This is a genomic window from uncultured Butyricimonas sp., from assembly GCF_959596855.1.
Lineage (GTDB): Bacteria > Bacteroidota > Bacteroidia > Bacteroidales > Marinifilaceae > Butyricimonas > Butyricimonas muris.
The window spans coordinates 21,450-41,556 of the sequence record NZ_CAUFYA010000048.1 but is presented as its reverse complement, the minus strand read 5'-3'; the positions used below and the strand labels follow the sequence as shown (position 1 = coordinate 41,556).

Below are 20,107 nucleotides of genomic sequence, written 5' to 3'. Positions count from 1 at the left end.
ACTACTGTCAGCCTTGAATGAAGACTGATTCAAATTCTGATTACAATAATTGCTCATTTTTTCTATGCGAAAATCTTTCTTGTCAATTACACAAGACATAGTCTTGCTTGTATATGGAGCTTTTTGAGCCATCATTATATTTACATCTACTGTTGCACTATCAAACACTTTATAACCACTAAAATCAATAAGGCAAGTCGGATTAGTATGTTCGACAAAATATCTGCGCATAGCCTCTCCATAGCCAGCACGCATCCATTTATTGGATGTTATGAACGAAAGCTGCCCATCCGGCTTCAGAATATCTATTCCTAGTTCGTAAAATAGACAGTAAATATCTCCTGTTCGCACGTACGTTTGATAGTTCATCAGTTCAAGGGTATCAGCTTCTTTACCCATTTTCTGCAACTGGATATAAGGCGGGTTGCCTATAATGAGGTCAAAACCGATAAAATCTCCATCTTCATTCAGTATTTCTGGAAATTCCAGCCTCCATTCAAAAGCACCGAGATATATCTTATTGGTTTTAATTTCCTCAAAATAAGCCTCAAGTATAGCAATTTCTTCTTTTAGTTTTTTCTTTTCTTTCTGTCGGTTTTTTATTTCTTTGGCAGAAAGTTCAAATAATTCTGGGCTTTCGAGGTCTATGACTTTTCCACGTTTATCATTTAGCAGTTTGCGTTTACGGTCTTTTTTGTCTACCTCTGTTTTCAACGTAGACTTAATAGATGCAATTATACGAGAGATCTCCTTTTTTCTTTCTTTATTAGGAGCATTCTTGTAATCAGCTACAGCTTGTTTATATTCTTGGATATTGATTTTCGATTGTCGTAGAATTTCTTTTATATTCGTGTCAACATCGAAGCGATAAAGGAGTGAATTTCCACACTTTATATTGATATCGATATTGGGTAAGGTCTCAAGGTCTATATAGTTACTCTCTTTTGTGTAATGCGAGTTTTTAAGTAATTCAATCCACAGCCGTAGACGGCATATCATAACTGAGTTTAGATTGATGTCAACTCCAAACAGGCAATTTTCTATGATGGTTTGCTTTTCGGAGAATAGAGCCTCTTGAATCCGTTGACTTTCAGGATTCCCAGGGATGTATTCGAATAGATTACCGTCGGAATCAGATATAATTAATTCGTCATTAGAAACTTCAATAATGTAATCCTGTTTCTTAATTCTTTTGCCTTGCCGATCAGTCAGGATACCGAGTTCATATTTTACATTAATAATTTCATTGAGAGCAGATACAAGAAAGTGGCCTGATCCTACCGCCGGGTCGCACAACTTAATGCTATTGACTGCGTCATTAGCTTTTGTTATATCGTCAATATCTTTATTATACAGGTCGTTCCACGTCTGACAATTCCAGCCGAATACTTCATTAAATTTTTGTATAACAACCTGCCTGATAGATTCTCGGCACATATACATTGTAATAAACCCGGGAGTAAATACCGAGCCATCTTTATGGCCGTTGATCTTTTCGAAAATAAGACCCAATACGGAAGCATTTATAAGAGTTTTCGATTCATCTTGTACCCCCTCTGTGCCTTCACTGGCAAAATCATAAGCATCAAGAAACTCCAGTAGATAGCGTAACGCCGGTAGTTTCTTGTATTTGGGTTTATGTTTTTTGTCTTTCAGAACAGTACCTGAAAATATTGAAAGCTCTAGATTGGGTTGCAGGTTGCTTATCCTGATAGTTGCATCTTCCAATTCATTTACTTCAAATAGCGAACTATTCAGGTAAGGAACGTGGCTATATTTTTTTTGAATGGCTTTATTTCTTTCCGATTGATGACGAGCTAGTACTTGAAAGAAAAGTTTATTCAATTCAGCAAAATTCGGGATATTCTCTGGACTCATGAAAGCATAACACTTGTTACCTTTATGGTATTTAATTAGTTGTGCTTCCATCAATTTGAGGAACAACACACGATTCATCCAAGTGATATTCAACTGAAGAGCTACATTGAAAAGCTGCTCGTCCCCTGTTACTCCATAAGTATGTAGATTAGGTATATTATCAAGTTGGTCTTCCGAGTCGAGAATGGTTATCGTGTTCTCTATCAGCGAAGCTTCTTCTCGGTCTTTTCCCTTTCGACGGTCGATTATCTTTTTGCCGCCGTCAGCAACTTCTTCTAGCCCCATAATATGCAGTAACTCATTATAGAAGTTTTTGTCTAAAGAGTTACTATCATTTTGAAAAGACAACTTCAATAAATGAGTAGGGCTAAATATCTTATAAAGCTCTATTAGTTTCCGTTTTTCTGTTGAATTGGGAGAGTTTAGATATTTCACATAATCGCGAATATTAAGATATGTGAACTCAATCTGGTCCTTAATTTTTTCTATGTATTTTGGAGCTATCTCCTTGTAAAAAAAGTCCGTGTTGGAACTAACTTTACGATCATCTGCGAAATCTCGATATTCTTTAAGTAATTGTTTGTCTGCATATAACAGACGCTCAAATTCTTGAGCATCAAAGAAGAAATGTTCATATATGTTTGTAATAGCGAGGTATTTAAGATCTGTATTTTTTTCATCGATACGTTCTCTTAAATAGTAAAGCAGTAACTCGTACATAGCTTTGCGATTAAGGTTTGTACGGGTAATCATCTCATGGACATTTGTTGGCTTTTTTACCTCGTAAAGCACTCCAACCGGTGTTGTAGCATCTTTCCCAGAGTGAATAGTCAAATCGATTCTGCCTTTCTGTGCAACAAGAAAATCAGGGAAATAATAGGTGTTTTTCAAAAAATCCATAAAGTGAACTTTTGTATTTTCCTCGCTTTCTTTGTCGTCAATAATGGTCAATAAGCTGTTAAGATTATGTTGGAATTTAGCGAATTCTTCGGCTGTAATTTTTAATTGGCGATATGCTTTATTTAATGTTTGGGATAGTTTTAATGCCACCATATCTGTCTAATATTAAATGTTTACAAATATAGTGATTTATTTAGGGGGTGCTGAATAATTCTCCTCACATTTTTCGTTTAACATGCCATTTTTAGCTTTTCTTGTAAATATCATAGACTTAGAATCTTCTTTATTCCAAGCACAAAATGTAAGAAATGGTTGTTTCTAATTATGGCTCAATAGGAAAATCTGTGTGTGAAAAATAACTTTCACACACAGATTTTCCCCCGTTTCTTTTATTTTTGCTTTCTAAAATGTAAAATGTCATGACGGCTTTAGAAGAACTTGTATCTTTAATGTTCCCAGCAGGTTTGCTGGATTATTTTGTAGTAACCCGTGTGAGTAAAACGCTATCGGTTACCAGGTTTACCTTGAAGAGAAAAAAGAAGTACCTTCCCCTTATCCACCCGGGGAGTATATTTGCCACGGTTTTCATGACAAGCAAGTGATCCATGATTTTCCTTCACGTGGAAAGTTTTTTGACCTAGTGCTCAAACGTCGTCGTTGGAAGCATGTTGAAACGGGCAAAGTCATATCCCGTGATTGGAATCTCGTGGCCCGAGGGAGTTCTTTATCGAGAGAGTTCTCGGATTTTTTAAAAGGAACACATCGATAATCACCCTGTAAGCATTCAAAGCGTGGCCCGTCACTATCACTTGCCCGGCGATCAATTACAAGAGCAATACAAGAATCCCAGGAGTGATTTTCGCTCCTGGGCTCAGCTGTTTCACGCCGAGGATTGGCTTCTTTTTCCCGGTAACGTTGGTCCGTTCTTGAGTATCGATGAAACGGATGCCGGGGACCTTCGAACGATCATCACCAACAAGTAGGCTCACGGTCGTAAGGGTAGCATCGTGGCAATCGTGAAAGGTACCCGCGCGGAAGACGTGTCATCGGTTCTATTGAAGCTTCCCCGCCGCCTTCGTTACCGGGTGCAAGAGATCACGTTAGACATGGCCCCAAGCATGGAAAAGATCGCCCGGGAATGTTTTCCCGCCGCCCGTCTGGTGACGGATCGTTTTCACGTTCACCAGCTAGTTCACGAGGCGGTACAAGACCCGCGGGTACAACATCGCTGGGAAGCGATAGAGAGCGAGAACGAGGCGATACTCCACGCGAGAGAAAACGGGCTCAAGTTTAAACCTGCCATGCTGGAAAATGGCGACACGTTAAAACAACTCCTGGCACGAAGCAGGTACTTGTTGTACAAGACACCGTCCTCGTGGACTCCTTCCCGGGAAACGAGAGCGGGGATATTGTTCAAGCTTTACCCGGATATCAAACAGGCCTATGAACTCGCGTTAAAACTGGGACAAATCTTCCGGAGAACCAGGTGGAAAGATGTCGCTTACACCAAGCTGGCACAGTGGTACAGGAAAGTCGAGGAAACCAAGTTCAAGGCTTTCGCTACCGTGGCCAGAACTATAGAGAATCACTATCAAACTATTTTTAATTATTTTGACAACAGAAGTACAAACGCGGCCGCGGAATCGTTTAATGCCAAAATTAAAGAGTTCAGGAGGGTATTCAGGGTATTAGAGATATTAAATTTTTCTTGTTTCGACTGTGCAAAATTTACGCTTTACATGAAAAAACACAGATTTTCCAGTTGTTCCTAAATGTTGCGATGTAGTTTGTTTTTGAATTATATTTCAGTTCCGTCTCTACCTAAAAGACGGAATAAGTCTAAACATATTCTATTTTCCTCAATTGTATGTTATATTTTCAACAAATTATTCTATTTGTGGATGAAAATGTAACAAACGCATTGCGAAGTTAGGGAAATATTTGTTCAAAAGAAATTTATTTATCTATAAATTTTAAAATTTAACAATCTGAATCTGCTTAATAATTGAAAGTGAGGATTATGCGTAATTTTGAATATTTGGCTATATGGCTGAATTTAAGTTGATATTGTGATTTGAACAAGATGTTTAGCAATTGTTTTACTATTGTTCGTTTGATACGTGTTTATTTAAATATTGAATTAATGTACTTATAATCAATCAAATAGCATATTGATATATATACTTTGAATCAACATTAATATCTAATATTGAAACTATTGTTTATCATTTGTTTATCATTATTAAAATATGACACTCATTTATGTTTGTATTCTACTTGTAATCAATATGTTATGATTTTAATTTAGACTTATTCCGTCTTTTAGGTAGAGACAGAATATTACTAAATATATACTAATTAAAATTTGAAGTTCATTAATTTAAGTAAATGACGGTTGTATGATTAAAAACAAGAGAAACCAAGAAGGTTATCGTAATCTACTAAAATTTCACGGGAACATTTTCGTGAAATTGTGGGTATTGGTGCCAAGTCCGTACGCTTGAGTTTTTGGTGGCGGACTCTATAATTTTTAAAATAAAGTGAATAAAAGACCGAATGTGTCTCCAGTAAAAAAAATAAAGGGATTTACAGGGCTTAATATTAAAATGATTTTATGAAAAAAGTATTGTTTGTCTTTTCCTGTTTGTGTTTGTTGACATCTGCTATACAAGCGCAAACGAGAGTGATAAAAGGAGTGGTTACCGCTCAAAGTGATAAGGCTTCTCTTCCGGGAGCGACTGTGCTAAATAAGACCACGAGTAGTGGTGTCGCTACAGATTTAGATGGGAAATTTTCAATAAAAGTAGCGAAAGGGGATACTTTGGTTTTTTCTTTTATCGGTTATTTGACGCAAAAGATCGTGATCAGTAACCAAAAAGAACTGAATGTTATTCTGGTGGAAGAATCAAAGCAAATAGATGATGTTATTGTTACCGGGTATTTAACTCGTAGAAAAGGGACATTGACCGGACCGGTTTCCGTTGTAGATGCCAAGCAGCTGGAATTGCTTCCTGTGCCTAATTTTGATCAGGCTTTGCAGGGACAAACTCCAGGTATGTTAGTCATGTCTTCTTCCGGAGCCCCGGGTTCTTCCGCGAGTGTGGCGATACGGGGTATAAATTCGATCAGTGCGGGTACGGCACCTCTTTATATAATGGATGGTGTTGTGGTTGGGGCTGGTGATTTTCAGGCTTTGAATACCGCTGATATTGAATCGGTAACGGTTTTGAAAGATGCTGCATCAACGGCTATTTACGGTGCACGTGCTGCGAATGGTGTTATCTTGATTACCACGAAACGGGGTAAGTATGGCACTGAAGCCCGGGTGAATTTCCGAATGCAAATGGGATGGTCGGCTATCGCTAGCGGAAAGAGCGATATGATGAACACGAAAGAGCGTTTGGATTACGAGGAACTGGTGGGTATGCATGCTAATGATCTGGCTTATGAACGTTCCGATTACGAGGGAATCGATGTCAATTGGAAAAAAGTGATTTACAATGACAACGCACCGACGAGTAGTTATGATTTATCCATTAGCGGGGGATCGCAAAATATTGCTTATTATTTGTCGGCTAATTATATGACACAAGAAGGTATCGCTCCTTTGGCCGATTTCACGCGTTATAATTTCCGTTTGAATTGGGAAGGAAGGGTAAAACCGTGGATGAAAGCCGGTGGAAACTTGACTTTGGGACACGAGAAAAATGCCCAGACGAGCACGTTGCAAAATTCAATCTTTAATCCGGCTAACGCGGCTTTGTTCATGTTGCCTTACGTGAGTCCTTATAAAGAGGACGGTTCTATCGCCAGCGTGGGTGACGGTTCATGGAAAGGGGATGCGATAAACCCGCTGGAGGCTTACGAGGCATTTGTCATGGATTTGGAACGAACCAAGACGGTAGGATCAATATTCTTGGAGTTGACCCCATGGAAAGACCTTATCGTGAAGACTATGCTAGGATTGGACGGGGGTGTGAATCATGACGTTTCCGTGAGCAAACCCTCGTATCCTTACAATAACGGGGAAGGATCCGTGAGCGGACGTTATCAACGGAACTACACGTTGACGATGACGAACACGGTGAACTATATGTTCGACTTGAAGGAGGAGCACCATTTCAATATATTATTGGGACAGGAAGCGATACAGAGCCAGACGGAACAGATGATTGCCGGAGCAAACGGGTTAAGTGACGACCGATTGACCATGTTGAGTTCCGCGATCACGCCGGTACAGGCGGATGGTTCCAAAACGGAATACTCTTTCTTGTCTTTCTTTGGTCAGGCTTCCTATTCTTTGAAGAACAAGTATTTTTTGGATTTGAGTTTGCGGACGGACGGTTCTTCCCGTTTCGGTAAGGATAATCGTTACGCGACATTCTGTTCGGCAGGTTTGATGTGGCGTATTATCGACGAACCGTTCATGAAAAAGTTCGGGGTTCTTTCTAATTTACAGTTGTTGGCAAGTATCGGAACCTCGGGAAACTCTTCTATCGGTAATTATGACCATATGGCTCTTATCGTTGGTGGTGCTTCTTATGTCGGGACTCCGGCATGGGTTCCTACCGGTTTGGGAAATGAATCGTTGACATGGGAGAAGTTACGGGATATGAATATCGGCATAAAAATCGGTTTGTGGAATCGTCTTAACTTGGATGTGGATTATTACCATAAGGTTACGACGGATATGTTGATGAGTGTACCGATTTCTATCACCAACGGGTTTGCATCTTGGTTGGATAATATCGGGAAAATGCGGAATCAAGGTGTTGATGTGCAGTTGGATGCCCAAGTATTAAAATTACATGATTTCGCTTGGAATTTTTCCGGTAACGTGTCTTATAACCAGAATAAGATTCTGGAATTGTACGGGGGACAGGATTCATACGTGGTCGGGAACTCCGGAACTATATTGAAAGTAGGAGAGAGTATGGGTACGCTTCAGGCTGTACGTTATGCCGGGGTAAACCCGGCGAATGGCGATGCGTTGTGGTATGATAAGGACGGAAAGTTGACGAATAAATATAGCACGGAAAACGAGGTGCTTTTGGGAAAAACTTCCATGGCACCGTGGTATGGCGGTTTCACGAACAGTTTTTCTTACAAGGGGATACAGTTGTCTGTATTTTTCACGTGGATCGCGGGTCGGTATATGATGAATAATACCCGGTATTTTACCGAGTCTAACGGGCGTTTCCCGACTTACAATCAGTCGACGAAAATGATGGATGTCTGGCAAAAGCCAGGGCAGATCACGGAAGTACCCCGGTATGGCGTGGTGACGGAGATGGACGAACATTTGTTGGAAGATGCTTCTTTCATGCGTTTGAAGAATTTGAGCCTATCATACAATTTTTCTCCTTCCCTGTTAAAGCATACAAAAGTGATTCAGAGTTTGAGGGTATTCGCTCAAGCGCAGAATTTGTTGACGTTCACGAAGTGGTCCGGTTTTGACCCGGAGTCCCCGGCAAACTTGTCGATAGGGGAGTATCCGATGACAAAGCAGTTTATGTTTGGTTTAGATGTAACATTTTAAGTAAAAGAAGGACATGAAAAAAGTTTTACTATATTTTATCGGGTGGTGTTTGTGCACGGGAATCGTTTCCTGTAAAGATTTTCTGGAGAAGTATCCTTACGATTCGCTCCCGCAGGAGGAATCCTTTAAGACTGCCGATGATTTTTCATTCCATTACTTGGGAGTATATTCATCCATGAAGGCTCCCGGTGGATTTACCGAGGGAAGCCGTATTTACGGTGATATCCAGTGTGATTTGTTCCAGTCCGTGGTAGCCTCGGCGGGAATGTTGTCGGGGATTTATAACTGGCAATTTAATGCCAATGACCCGGATGCGAATTCGATTTATGATGCCATGTGGTTGACTATCGGGCGTTTAAACCGGATTTTTGATAATTATCCCGCGATCAAGAATAATTCCACGGAGGATGAAATTATCTCGATGGAAATGATGTTGGGAGATTTGTTTTTTATTCGGGCGTTTTGTTATTCCGAACTGGTAAAATATTATTGTGAGGCATACGATCCCGCCCGTGCCGACGAGCAGTTGGGGATGCCTATCGTGAAGACCTTGAACCACGAGCGGAACCTACCGAGAAATACATTGAAGGAGACTTACGATTTCATGTATAGCGATCTGGATTCTGCCGCGAACCGGGTGGTGCGCACGGTAAATATTACGGATGTTCAGAACGTCAGGAATTTGTTGGTTGGGACTCAGGCTATTCATGCGTTGAGGGCACGGCTGGCGTTGTACCAACAGAATTATGCATTGGCTTCAACCGAAGCGTACACCGCTTACGAGGCCTGCGAGCAGAACGGGTTAACGCTGGCACAAAGCCGGGAAGAATACGAGTATATGACTATCGGAGACGGGCTGGGAGCAGAAGTCATCATGCTATTGGGTTTGACTCCCGATGACGTGAAGGGGAGTGTCGGTGCTTATTTCAGAAAGAGTTTCGGTACTTCTTTACAACCGGAATTTGTTCCGTCAAGAGCTTTTCTGCAAATGTTTGATGATCCGACGAATGACTATCGTTACGGGATTTTCGAGCGTCAGCGTTTGGGGTATACTCACGGGTTGGAATGGGAAGTTTGTTATAAAGACGGTCACAGTAGTCTGTTGGATAAATCTTCAACTAATCCGGCTTACCAGTCTATGCCTAAATTGTTCCGGATGTCCGAATTGGTGTTGATTATTGCGGAAGCACAGGCTTCTATGCCTGACGGAGATTTGAGTATGGCAAACAAGTTTCTGAACGCGTTGAAGGTGTGTAGAATTGAAGGATGGAAGGAAAAATCTTATTCCAAAGCACAGATACTGGATGAGGTGAAGAAAGAACGGGCGAAAGAGTTGTGCTTGGAAGGTTTCCGTCTGGCGGATCTCAAGCGTTGGAAAATGGGATTCTTGCGTAAACCGCAGCCTTACACGAACGCTCCTTTTAACGCGATAGAAGTTAAGTCTGATGATCCGAGATTCACTTGGCCGATCCCGAAACACGAGATGGACGTGAACCCGTTGATGAAAGGAAACGAAAGTAATTATTAATAATTAAACATTTCAATATGTGCATAGTAAGAAAATTCGGATGGCTCTTGGCTTTGCTGTTTATGGTAACGGCTTGTGAGGAAAAAGAGTACTTGTATAGTGATCCGACGGACTTCGTGGCGTTCAACGAAACGAATGCGCTTTTTTCTGTCGTGGATGATAAGGAAAAAAATGAGATAGAGATCACTGTTTCTTCTCCTATAGTGAGTTCTGTCGAGAGAGAATATATTATCGGGATTACTTTAACGGGAGCGGATGGGGAAGCCGTGGAAAACAAGCATTACAAAATTCCTTCCAATACGGTTGTTATTCCTGCGGGGGAACGGATAGGTTCGTTTAAAGTTATCGGTATCCCGGATTATTTGAGTTCCGAGGAAGATATGTTTGTCAATTTTACCTTGGTTTCCGCTTCAGCAGGTGAGATTGCCAATTTTAATAATGTGTTCACGTTGTATCTGTCACGTGTTTGTGAATTCAAGATGGATGAGATGCCGGGAACCTATGAAATCGAGAGTTCCTCGGTGGTTGCTTCCGGGGGGAAGATTACGTTTGAGGTTGTGCGGGGACAGGGTTCTAATGAATTGTTATTACTCCAGCCTTATGCACCGGGTGTCGATCTGACTATAAAAATTGTTCAAGATATTACCGGGGCATATACCGTGGTGATGGACGATCAATTATTGGCGATAGGCAAGAACGGTTCCTCTGAATTGGTTCGTATGTGGGCGCGCGGAACCGGAACTTGGAACACGTGTACGAAAATCATGAAACTGGTGCTTACCCCTCATCAGGAAGGTGATGGGATAGAATATATGCCGGTGACGGAGATAATTAAAAAGGTAGAATAAAATCGGGAGGTTTCACATGAAGAAGATTTTATATTTTTTATTGAGTCTAAGTTGTCTATGTGTTTTGCAGGCATGTTCGGATGATGATAATCCGAACGATGAACCGGAGCCGCTACCCGGGGGAGGTAAGAAAGGTGACTTTGCGCTTGTATTGACGGAAAAAGTTGTCCAAGGGTATAGTGCGGAGGAAGTTACCGGGAGCGGAACATATGCCGGTGTTTACTGGAATTCATTGGATTCGCTGGATATCTATCTGGTATCCAAAGGTCAGGAAGTGGTAGAAAAGGGACATCGTTTGCGTTTGTCGGGTGATGGAACCCTAGTGTCCGATACGATGAGTTTGAACGAGGGAGCTTATACGCTGTCAAAGTTGGTTTTATTTGATTATTGGGGTGGGAAAGCGATGGAGTTTGTTCCGGCTTCCGACAACAGTTTCGTCATTGAGGAGAACGGGTTCGTGGAGAAAAGCTATAAAGTCAAAAATCAGGGAATATATTCCGTGACTCGCGACAGTTTGGCTTTGGCGGCTTTAATGAAAGCCAATTTCGGGAAAGATCCTTCTGCTTGGCCGATAGATTTAACGAAGGCTCCCAGCACATGGAAGTACGTGTATTATAAAGAAGCTTTGGGAAGAATCACCGAATTGAGATTAAGTACTCTTCAGGAAACGGATAGAAATGATGGGCTTGAAGTTATTCCCGGGTGGGGTAATACCGGATTGCGTATAAAAGTGCTTCCGCAAGAGATGGAGTTGATGGATGCTTTGCAGGATATTGACCTTTCCGGGAATGATATAGAGGAAATTCCTGCTTTTTTCAAGGATTTGAGAACGGTTTACGGTGTAAAATTAGCGGGTAATAAATTGAAAGAAGTACCTGCGGAGTTGTTTGCCATGTTGCGCTTGTCAAACTTGGATTTAAGTAACAATCCGGTAGAGTCTCTGCCTGTGTTAACAGCTGCTTCTAATTTGAGGAATCTGGAGATGGTAAATTGTAAATTGACTTCTTTGGGAAGTGAATTGGCTAATTACAAGAATTTGGAAAGTTTGGATGTGCGGGATAATCAGATTACGACAGTCGGGAATCTGGCAAGCTTTTTATCCAATTTGGTACATTTGGATTTAAGCAATAACCGGTTGACGGCTATTACCGCGGAAATGCTTCCCGGCGGATTGCAAGCTTTATACGCTACCGATAATCAGATTGGTTCGTTGCCTTCCGGGTGGAACGGGCAGACAATGACAAGTCTGAATGTATCGAGAAATAAATTGACGACAATCCCGGATAATTTTATGAATCTGCCTATGTTGTCTGATTTGTTCCTGTCCGGTAATGAATTGCGGACAATTCCTTCCATGTCAGGCTTGAAGAACTTGTTGCTTGTTGATTTCAGTGACAATAAGCTGGAGTCTTTACCGGAAACAATCACGGACTGCAAGATGTTGAGATGCCTTTACTTGATGAATAATGAATCACTTGATTGGACATTACCTCAGGTGATGATAGAGCGTTATTGTAAATGTCTCACGGAGGGTGTTGATGCGGAAGGTAATCCTACAGGGGAATTAGGTATGGGACCCGAGGGGTTGTTCGTGAAATATGACGGGTGTCCCCGGGTGAAAGGCGTGCCTTCTCCCCCTAAATGTGAATACGAGGATGGTCCCGGGGTTTATTGAATATTTCGATAAGTAAGTTGCAAGAATAAACATATGTGATTATGAAAAAATGGATTGGTATATGGGTATTGCTCGTTTGTATCTTATCGTGTAACGATGAGGACGAGAAAGTAGACTCGATTGAGCTTTCGACTTCCATGTTAAATTACGGGAGTGAAGGAGGAGAACAGGGTGTCTTGATTCAAAGTTCAGCGGATTGGGCGGTGACTTCCGATGCCGCGTGGTGCTTTGTACAAGACCATAAGGAGTCCGGACAGTTTTCTGTAATTGTCTCGGAAAATGATGATTTTAACCCGCGTATGACCGTGTTGAAACTAATAGCCGGGAATTGCATAAAAGAGGTTGATATCATGCAAAAAGGACAAACCGGGAAATTGTCATTATCGGAATACAAGGCTTCGGTTTATGATTTGAATGATAATTATGCCGTGATTGTTCACGCGGAGAAGCCTTGGACGGCTACCGTGTCCGGGAATTGGTTATCTGTCGAGCCTTCCGGTGGGGAAGCGGGAACTCATTTGGTTCGTTTGCACTTCTCTGAAAACAAAATTTCTGCAGACCGGATGGGAACCATTTCTTTTGAATCCGCGGATAGTGAGAATTGTTTGTTCGAGTTAACCCAAGAGGCAGCGTTGCCGGATAGCCGGAAACAGGATAGTTTGGCTTTGTTGAAACTTTATGATGCTATCGGGGGTGACCAACTGAAAGCAGCCGGATACTTGAAAGATTGGAAAGTGGGACCGCTCGAAAATTGGGCTTCCGATATGATGAGAAACGGGCGTGTGGTAAAAGTGGCATTGAGGGGAAATATCGGTAAGAACGGTTATATCCCGGAGGATGTGAAGTATTTATCCCACTTGGAAGAATTTACAGCTTCTGCGACATTTGTCGGGGGAGAGTTACCTGATGGATTTGCGCGTTGTAAATCATTGAAAACGATAAGGATTTCTAACACTTTTGAAAGTAGTAACGGAAATATTACCGGAGAGTTGCCTAAAAAATGGTGTGCCTTGCAAAATTTGTATGAAGTGGATTTTTACGGGAACAAATTGATCGGTTCTTTGCCGTTGGAATACGGGAACTTGTCGGGATTATACTTTTTCGTGGTTTCCAATAACGAGATGTCCGGTACTTTGCCGGCAGTGTGGTCGAATATTCCGCAAATTTCAGGGTTAGAGTTAGCTTCGAATAATTTTACCGGAGAGGTTCCTGAAGAATGGACGGTATGGACGAATATAACGATACTGGATTTAGCGAAAAACAGTGGTTTATCCGGGGTATTACCCGTTGAATTATTGACGACGACCTCAAATAACGGCGGGGCAGTCCGTCTTAACGGGACTAACATTATAACGAAATAATTATGAAAAGAATGAATTTTAAAGGATGGAGTATATTATTGGGTATCATTTTGGTAACGATACTGCCGTTCGGTTGTTCTGATAGTGATAATAAAACTGATGAGCCGGTAGGACCGGTAAATGAAATCTTTGAGGTGAAGGATATCACCGAATTTTTATTTATCCAAGAAGCAGGGACTGCTACCATGAGTCTTTCTACCAACGTGAGTTGGACAGCCGTGACCACGGCAAACTGGTGTACTTTGTCAAAGATTTCGGGAAATGAGAACGAAGATATCGTGGTGTCGGTGACTGCCAATACTTCGACGGAAGAAAGACGTTGCCAGGTGATACTGAAGGGTGGAACCCGTAAATTGACATTTGATGTCGTGCAATTGGGAGAAAGTATTCAGACGGTTGTTTATGTGAACGGTGTCGAGATTCCGGACGGAGAAGATGCTAATCGGGTAGTTGTCGATTTTGAACAGAATCAATATAGATTGCATATTTTGTCGAACGTGGATTATAACGTGACTTTCATGTCCAAAAACTGGTTCCAGTACCGGGAAGCGGATGCCGGCGGGTATAGTTCCGTGGAAGATTACGAGAGACTGTATGATTTTTTGGTGGCGGATAACGAGGGTGTCAAGCGGGAAACGTCGTTCACGATTGCCCAGAAGATGGGGGATTACACTCGAACGGTCACGATAGAACAATCCCCGTGCGTGGATTTTGTACGCTTGTTCAGTGATACGGTGTACTTGGGATCGCATTATAACGTGATGGAGGTTCAGGCACGTACCAATATTTCTTGGGAGTATGAAGTTGTTGGAAACCCCGATTGGGTGAGCGAGTGGCGCACGAGGAATATTCCCGGCAATACCGGAACGTATGCATTAGGGGTTCGCAGTCATTTGTTGGCAGATGTGCAAACGAACGACAAATATACTTCCCGTCAGTTTGATTTGAAAATCAAGTATACTTCCGGGGGGACGGCGAAGGAACAGATTGTAAAAGTAATCCAGTTACCGTATAATCCGGTTACTTCGGACAGTTTGGTGTTGATGGATCTGGTGCGGTATAATTCTAACGAAAAAGTGGGTTTGCAGGTCGGTTGGACAATGGGACAACCGGTGACAAGTTGGAATGATGTTCAATTCACGACCATGCCTAACGGAGAAAAACGTATGACAGGTTTGATTATTGCATCAGGACTGATGACCCATGAACTTACGGCATCTATTGGTAACCTGACCGAGTTGAAAGAGTTGAATCTTTCTAAAAATTATTTGTATGGTTCTTTACCGGAAGAGATGTCCCGGTTGACGAATCTGGAAAAATTAAACCTTTCGACTAACTTTGAGGATGTTCCGGATAATTCTCCTTCTTTGACGAAAACGGGTATCGAAGAAATACCGGCTGTCGTTTTTGAAAAATGTGTTCTGTTGAAAGAGTTGGATATCAGTGTGAATCGTCTTCGAACGCTCCCGGAGAGTATTAAAAATCTAGTGATATTAGAGAAGTTTACTTGTGGTATTCAGCCTGAAATGAGTGGATTTCCGGTAGAGGCGTTCCGGAAATTGACACATATGCGTGAATTGGAAATTAGCGATATCCGTTTGTGGGAAGGAGATTTTTTCGATTTTGTTTTTGATATGCCTTACCTTGAGAGAATTTCATTTTTTAGGATGAATTTTAAAGATAACAGTATTCCTGACCGATTTGAGGCTTTGCCTGAATTACGTGGATTCACGTGCCAGTTTACGAAGGTCGGCGGATCGTTTCCGACGAGTTTGATACAATGCCAGAATTTGGTGTCGATAGCTATAAGTAATACCCATATATCCGGAAATTTGCCAATTAACTTAATGAATTTGAAAAAGTTACACTCGATAGATCTTAGCGAGAATGATTTTACGGGTACGATACCTGAGAGTTACGCGGAGTTCGGGAATGATGTGGGGGCTTCATCTTCACGGGGAACTTACACGAATTTGTTCCTGATGGGGAATCGGTTGAGCGGGAAAATTCCGGAAGCCGTGAAGTCGTCTAAGATGTGGAGTTCGAAACGTTGGAAACCGGAGACATTTATCTGTCCCCAGCAGGATGGTTATGGCCTTGAGGATTGCTCTTCCCAAGAATGATTTTTACTTCCTGAGAAATGAATGACTCAAAAGAATGAAATATGAGAAAGAATATAATAGCGAAATATGCATTCCTTGCTTTAGTAAGTTTACTGTTGGGATGCGATGATAGTGACGATGTGGAGTCTGTTTTGCCCGAATCGGAATTGAGCGTTAATCCGGAAGAGATTGTGTTTCAAAAAGAGGGAGGAGAGACTGCTATGACTATTTCCACGAACCGGGGATGGTGTATCGGGAAGGATGAAGGTACATGGTTTAAGGTCGACGGGGAGAATACGGGTGTCGGTGGTGAGCACTCGGTGAATTTTACCGCGACGGAAAATGTCGGAACGGAAAAGAGAGTTTCTAAAATAACCGTACAAGCCGGGACGAAAAGCCAAGAATTGAACGTGACTCAATTCGGTTCCGAACCGGATATGGTGATACCGGAAAAAGAGATTACGGTGGAGTATAATATCGGTGAAAGAGCCGTGGTGATACATAGTAATGTTGAGGTCGAATTGACTTCCGCCGCGGAGTGGATCACGCTTTCCGCGGGCTATACTTTGAATTCGACCCAATTTATGATGAATGTTAAAGATAATCCCGGCGAAGAGCGCCGGGGTATCCTGACAGCGAAAGTAGGAGAGAAGGAAGAAACGATCACCGTTATTCAGAAGGCATGGGAGGCGAAGATTAGCCTGAGTGCCGAAATGTTGTCAGTCGGAAGCCAGAAAAGAACAGGTTTGGTGATGCTGAGCACAAGCGGAGATTGGACTTTGGAATTTGAGGATGAGAAGCAACCGGATTGGATCGTGGATGTGCCTGTGTCCGGGGGGAAAGGTGAATCCGAATTACTGTTTACTTTTAAACAGAATGAAACGGATGCTGTTCATCGATGTCGGGTGATTATACATTGTGGAGACAGACAGGCGGTACTCGAGGTGATACAGAATAAGCCGACTCTTCGGGAACGGGATAGTCTGACTCTCATCAACATTTATAATCATGTTATTTCTCATGGTTCTACCAGTTGGGATTTTTCCAAGCCTTTGACAGAGTGGGAGGGCGTGAAGTTAAATTATGATCATCCCGAGTTACCCGTTCGCAGTTTAAATTTCGGGAATTGGACCTTTGACCAAGTTCCGGCGGAAATAGGAGATCTCGACGAGTTGAAGATACTGACATTTGCTTCCTGTACATACACGAATTTGATGTTGCCCGCAGAGATCGGAAAATTGGTTCATCTTGTCGAGTTTACATGTATAGGGAATAAAGCTTTGAAGTTACCTTCAGAGATAGTCCAGTGTGTGAATTTGGAAAAAGTGGTTTTCATGGGCACGTTCCAAAGTGTTGGCGGGAATACGGTCATGCAGGGTACGGAGATGTCAAAAGACCTGTGCAAAATAAAAAAATTGAATTGGATTTCTTTTGAATCGACAGATATCTGCGAGTTGCCGGAAGAGTTGGGAGAAACGAATATAAGTTATTTGCGTGTAGAGACGGGAAAACTGACTCAAATCCCCTCCTTCTTGGGTAAGATGCAGAAATTGACTTATCTGACTATTCGGAATTGTGATATAGAGGGAACTATTCCTCCCGAGATTTTTGATGCCCCGCTATTGAAAAGTTGTATTTTGAGCAAGAGTCGTATTAAGGATGTGTTCCCGATGGCTGCCTTTAAAGCTCCGAAATTGTATGAATTAATTTTGGGTGACAATAGGTTGACCGGCGATCTCCCGAAAGAATTGGTTCAATCGAAAATTGTTGTATTGGACGTGAGCCAGAATATGATGGGTGGAGTGGATGCAGAGTTGGACTACACTATTCTTGAAGATCCTCGTTTCGGAAATGATTATGCTTGGGCTGGTAAAACGAATATTTGTATGCAAAGGGACGGCTACGGCTGGATTAATTGTAAGTAACAAACTAAAAATGAATTTTATGAAAAAAGGATTATTATTTACTGGTTTGTGTATGCTTGTGAGTTCAATGTTCATTTTCACGGCATGTGACGATGATGATGATGAAATCAAAATTGAACCGGTATTGAGTTTGGCAGAGACTTCTCATGTATTTGCCAACGAGGAAGGCGATTATGCGTTGGCTATTTTTGCCAATGGTGCATGGACGTTAACCCAAGAGGGCGATTGGTTCAAGGTGGATAAAACTTCCGGAAACGGTAATGCCGCCGTGAAGGTAACGGCCACGGAAAACACGACTGACGGGGAACGTAGCGGAAAAATCACAGTGAAGTCGGAAGGCTTGGCGGATCAAGTATTGCAGGTTTCTCAAAAGAAAGAAGACGTGGTGCTGAAGGTGTTGGGTGAGGACTCTTACCTGATTAAACCGGAAGGAGGAGCGATGAAGATCACCGTGGAGGCAAACGTGAGTTACACGTATGAAATGACGGAGTGGGTGAAGGTATCTCAAGGGTATGATGCGAGTCGTTCGGATATCACGTTGAATATCGAACCGAATTTCTGGGGTATTACGCGTGAAGCAACGGTAGTTATTAAGAATGCCAAGGACCAGAAGGTCGTGAAAGAGATCAAGTTGACGCAGGAGTCTGTGGTTGCTGAAATTACCGAGCGGATTTCATTTGACGGAAAGGGAGAAAAAGCAGTTACGATTGCCTTGGATGGGGATATGAGCTGGACATTGGATGAAGGCTATATGACAAGTGCTCCTTGGTTGACTTGTAGTCAATTAGATAATGAAATTATTGTAGTTGCAGAGCAGAACGATGATCCGCAACGCTATGTTCTCTTGTTGTTGGAGAACGAGGAAACCGGATTCAGAAAAACGATTCTCGTGGAACAGGAACCGTATTCAGCTATCACGATGGATTTGTCAACGGATCCCGGGACGTCAGGGACTTCCAATGTAGATATAGAAGCTACATCCGAGGAATATGCATATTATCGTTACGTGAAAAATTTATCCTCGCATATCGTGAATGTAGTTGTATCTGCCGAAGATGCGGAATGGATTCATCCTTCTTTGGATAAGAATACGATGACTATCAGCTTGGATAAAAATGAGGGAGAGGCAAGAGAAGGCGATGTTATCGTAATAGGAACGGATGCTGACGGGCGTGAGTTGATCGTGAAAGAAATTCATGTTAAACAAGCTAAAGAGGTCGTGGAGCCGTATATCAGGCTGAGTGCGACAGAGCATGTGTTCACGTTTGGAAATAGTGGGGAAACATTTGTGGTTACAGTGGATGCTAATGTAGAGTGGGAAATTTCAAAAGATGGTGATAATGGTCAACTTTCCTATGTGGTTGATGGGGATGTGATTACAATTACATATACACAATTGGGAGGACCTATTATGTATCCTTTTGAGTATAATGTTCATCGGAAAGGTATGACAGCCACAAGCGATAATTTGAACCAAAAGATAAGTGTAATGACAACTCGTCCTTAATTAAGTTGTTCGGGGATATTCTTTTGGGACATCCCTAATTACTTGTTTTGTTATGAAGTTAAAGTATTCTTCAATATTATTAATTAGTGTGGTGTCGTTATGGATGCTGGTATCGTGCTCATTCTTCCCGAAAAAGGGAGGAGTGAGCACCTTCCCTCACGAGATTAGCGGGGTCAGGTTTGACAAAGACCACTTTTCTTTTGGGGAAATGATATTCGGAGAAGAGAAGACAGATACATTGATTTTGTATAATCCTACCACGAAAACCATGGAGCCGGAATTTCGTTTTTCGGAGGACTGGATTCGTGTCATTCAGACCAAAAGGTATATAGAGCCGGGAGACACGGTGAAAGTGTATGTACGTCTTGTATCCGGGAATTGTGAAAAGTACGGAAGCTGTGTACAACGGATGGTGTTTATTCCGGATCGGGCGAGAGGCGAGTGTCAACAGCCTTTTTTGATTACCGCCGAGATTATGGAGGATTTCACGAGAATGACACCGGAAGAAAAGAGCATGGCACCGAAGATTTCGTGGGATATGACGGAGTTTGATTTCGGAGATGTGCAACAGGAACAGAAGGCAGTTCATTTTTTTAAATTGAAAAACCGGGGGAAACGTGATTTGATTATACGTCGGGTAGAGACAACTTGCGGTTGTACCGCAGTAATGCCGGAATCCCGAGTCGTGAGAGCGGGCGATTCCACGAGATTAAAGGTCGTTTTTCACACGGCGGGACGTGAAGGCAAACAATTGAAAACTATACGGGTGACAAGTAACGATTTTAGTCAGCCGAACACAATTTTGAAAATACGGGCAAATGTAGTGTGCAAACAATAATGAAAT

The 20,107-nt window shown here is 42.1% G+C and carries 10 protein-coding genes and 1 pseudogene; 10 read left to right on the top strand and 1 reads right to left on the bottom strand.

Going from position 1 to position 20,107, the window contains the following annotated elements; genetic code table 11:
• The coding region (locus tag Q5866_RS17260; protein WP_303181514.1) for an Eco57I restriction-modification methylase domain-containing protein at positions 1–2,931 on the bottom strand (2,931 nt) is incomplete at its 3' end.
• A 656-nt stretch (positions 2,932–3,587) separates the two neighbouring features.
• On the opposite strand from Q5866_RS17260, the pseudogene Q5866_RS17255 reads away from it, so the two are divergent.
• From Q5866_RS17255 to Q5866_RS17210, 10 genes and pseudogenes are all read left to right on the top strand, one after another.
• Positions 3,588–4,564: pseudogene (locus Q5866_RS17255) on the top strand (transposase).
• 828 nt (positions 4,565–5,392) lie between these two features.
• Positions 5,393–8,317 carry a TonB-dependent receptor gene (locus Q5866_RS17250; protein ID WP_303181512.1) on the top strand — a complete coding sequence of 975 codons (2,925 nt, stop codon included), beginning with the start codon at positions 5,393–5,395 and terminating at the stop codon, positions 8,315–8,317.
• Positions 8,318–8,330: 13 nt separating this feature from the next.
• Positions 8,331–9,845, top strand: a complete 1,515-nt coding sequence (locus Q5866_RS17245) for a RagB/SusD family nutrient uptake outer membrane protein (RefSeq protein WP_303181511.1) — start codon at positions 8,331–8,333, stop codon at positions 9,843–9,845.
• A gap of 17 nt (positions 9,846–9,862) precedes the next feature.
• Positions 9,863–10,693, top strand: coding sequence for a hypothetical protein (locus tag Q5866_RS17240; RefSeq protein WP_303181509.1), 831 nt, complete (start codon positions 9,863–9,865; stop codon positions 10,691–10,693).
• 16 nt (positions 10,694–10,709) lie between these two features.
• Positions 10,710–12,368 (top strand): leucine-rich repeat domain-containing protein, encoded by a 1,659-nt coding sequence (locus tag Q5866_RS17235; RefSeq protein WP_303181506.1) that lies wholly within the window; start codon positions 10,710–10,712, stop codon positions 12,366–12,368.
• Positions 12,369–12,409: 41 nt separating this feature from the next.
• Positions 12,410–13,729: a BACON domain-containing carbohydrate-binding protein gene (locus Q5866_RS17230; protein WP_303181505.1), complete on the top strand. Its 1,320-nt coding sequence runs from the start codon at positions 12,410–12,412 to the stop codon at positions 13,727–13,729.
• A gap of 2 nt (positions 13,730–13,731) precedes the next feature.
• A complete protein-coding gene (locus Q5866_RS17225; RefSeq protein ID WP_303181503.1) occupies positions 13,732–15,852 on the top strand; it encodes a BACON domain-containing carbohydrate-binding protein in 2,121 nt (706 codons plus the stop codon).
• Positions 15,853–15,893: 41 nt separating this feature from the next.
• Entirely contained in the window at positions 15,894–17,756 is a 1,863-nt protein-coding gene (locus Q5866_RS17220) for a BACON domain-containing carbohydrate-binding protein (protein ID WP_303181501.1), read from the top strand.
• Between the two features lie 19 nt (positions 17,757–17,775).
• A complete protein-coding gene (locus tag Q5866_RS17215) occupies positions 17,776–19,263 on the top strand; it encodes a BACON domain-containing protein (protein WP_303181500.1) in 1,488 nt (495 codons plus the stop codon).
• A 52-nt stretch (positions 19,264–19,315) separates the two neighbouring features.
• Complete coding sequence (locus tag Q5866_RS17210) at positions 19,316–20,101, top strand: DUF1573 domain-containing protein (RefSeq protein ID WP_303181499.1); 786 nt, start codon at positions 19,316–19,318, stop codon at positions 20,099–20,101.
• Positions 20,102–20,107: the final 6 nt, after the last annotated feature.

Bases quoted from the DNA above. Each gene is read 5' to 3' on its own strand.
- Q5866_RS17250 (WP_303181512.1), top strand. From the start codon at position 5,393: ATGAAAAAAGTATTGTTTGTCTTTTCCTGTTTGTGTTTGTTGACATCT.
- Q5866_RS17245 (WP_303181511.1), top strand. From the start codon at position 8,331: ATGAAAAAAGTTTTACTATATTTTATCGGGTGGTGTTTGTGCACGGGA.
- Q5866_RS17240 (WP_303181509.1), top strand. From the start codon at position 9,863: ATGTGCATAGTAAGAAAATTCGGATGGCTCTTGGCTTTGCTGTTTATG.
- Q5866_RS17235 (WP_303181506.1), top strand. From the start codon at position 10,710: ATGAAGAAGATTTTATATTTTTTATTGAGTCTAAGTTGTCTATGTGTT.
- Q5866_RS17230 (WP_303181505.1), top strand. From the start codon at position 12,410: ATGAAAAAATGGATTGGTATATGGGTATTGCTCGTTTGTATCTTATCG.
- Q5866_RS17225 (WP_303181503.1), top strand. From the start codon at position 13,732: ATGAAAAGAATGAATTTTAAAGGATGGAGTATATTATTGGGTATCATT.
- Q5866_RS17220 (WP_303181501.1), top strand. From the start codon at position 15,894: ATGAGAAAGAATATAATAGCGAAATATGCATTCCTTGCTTTAGTAAGT.
- Q5866_RS17215 (WP_303181500.1), top strand. From the start codon at position 17,776: ATGAAAAAAGGATTATTATTTACTGGTTTGTGTATGCTTGTGAGTTCA.
- Q5866_RS17210 (WP_303181499.1), top strand. From the start codon at position 19,316: ATGAAGTTAAAGTATTCTTCAATATTATTAATTAGTGTGGTGTCGTTA.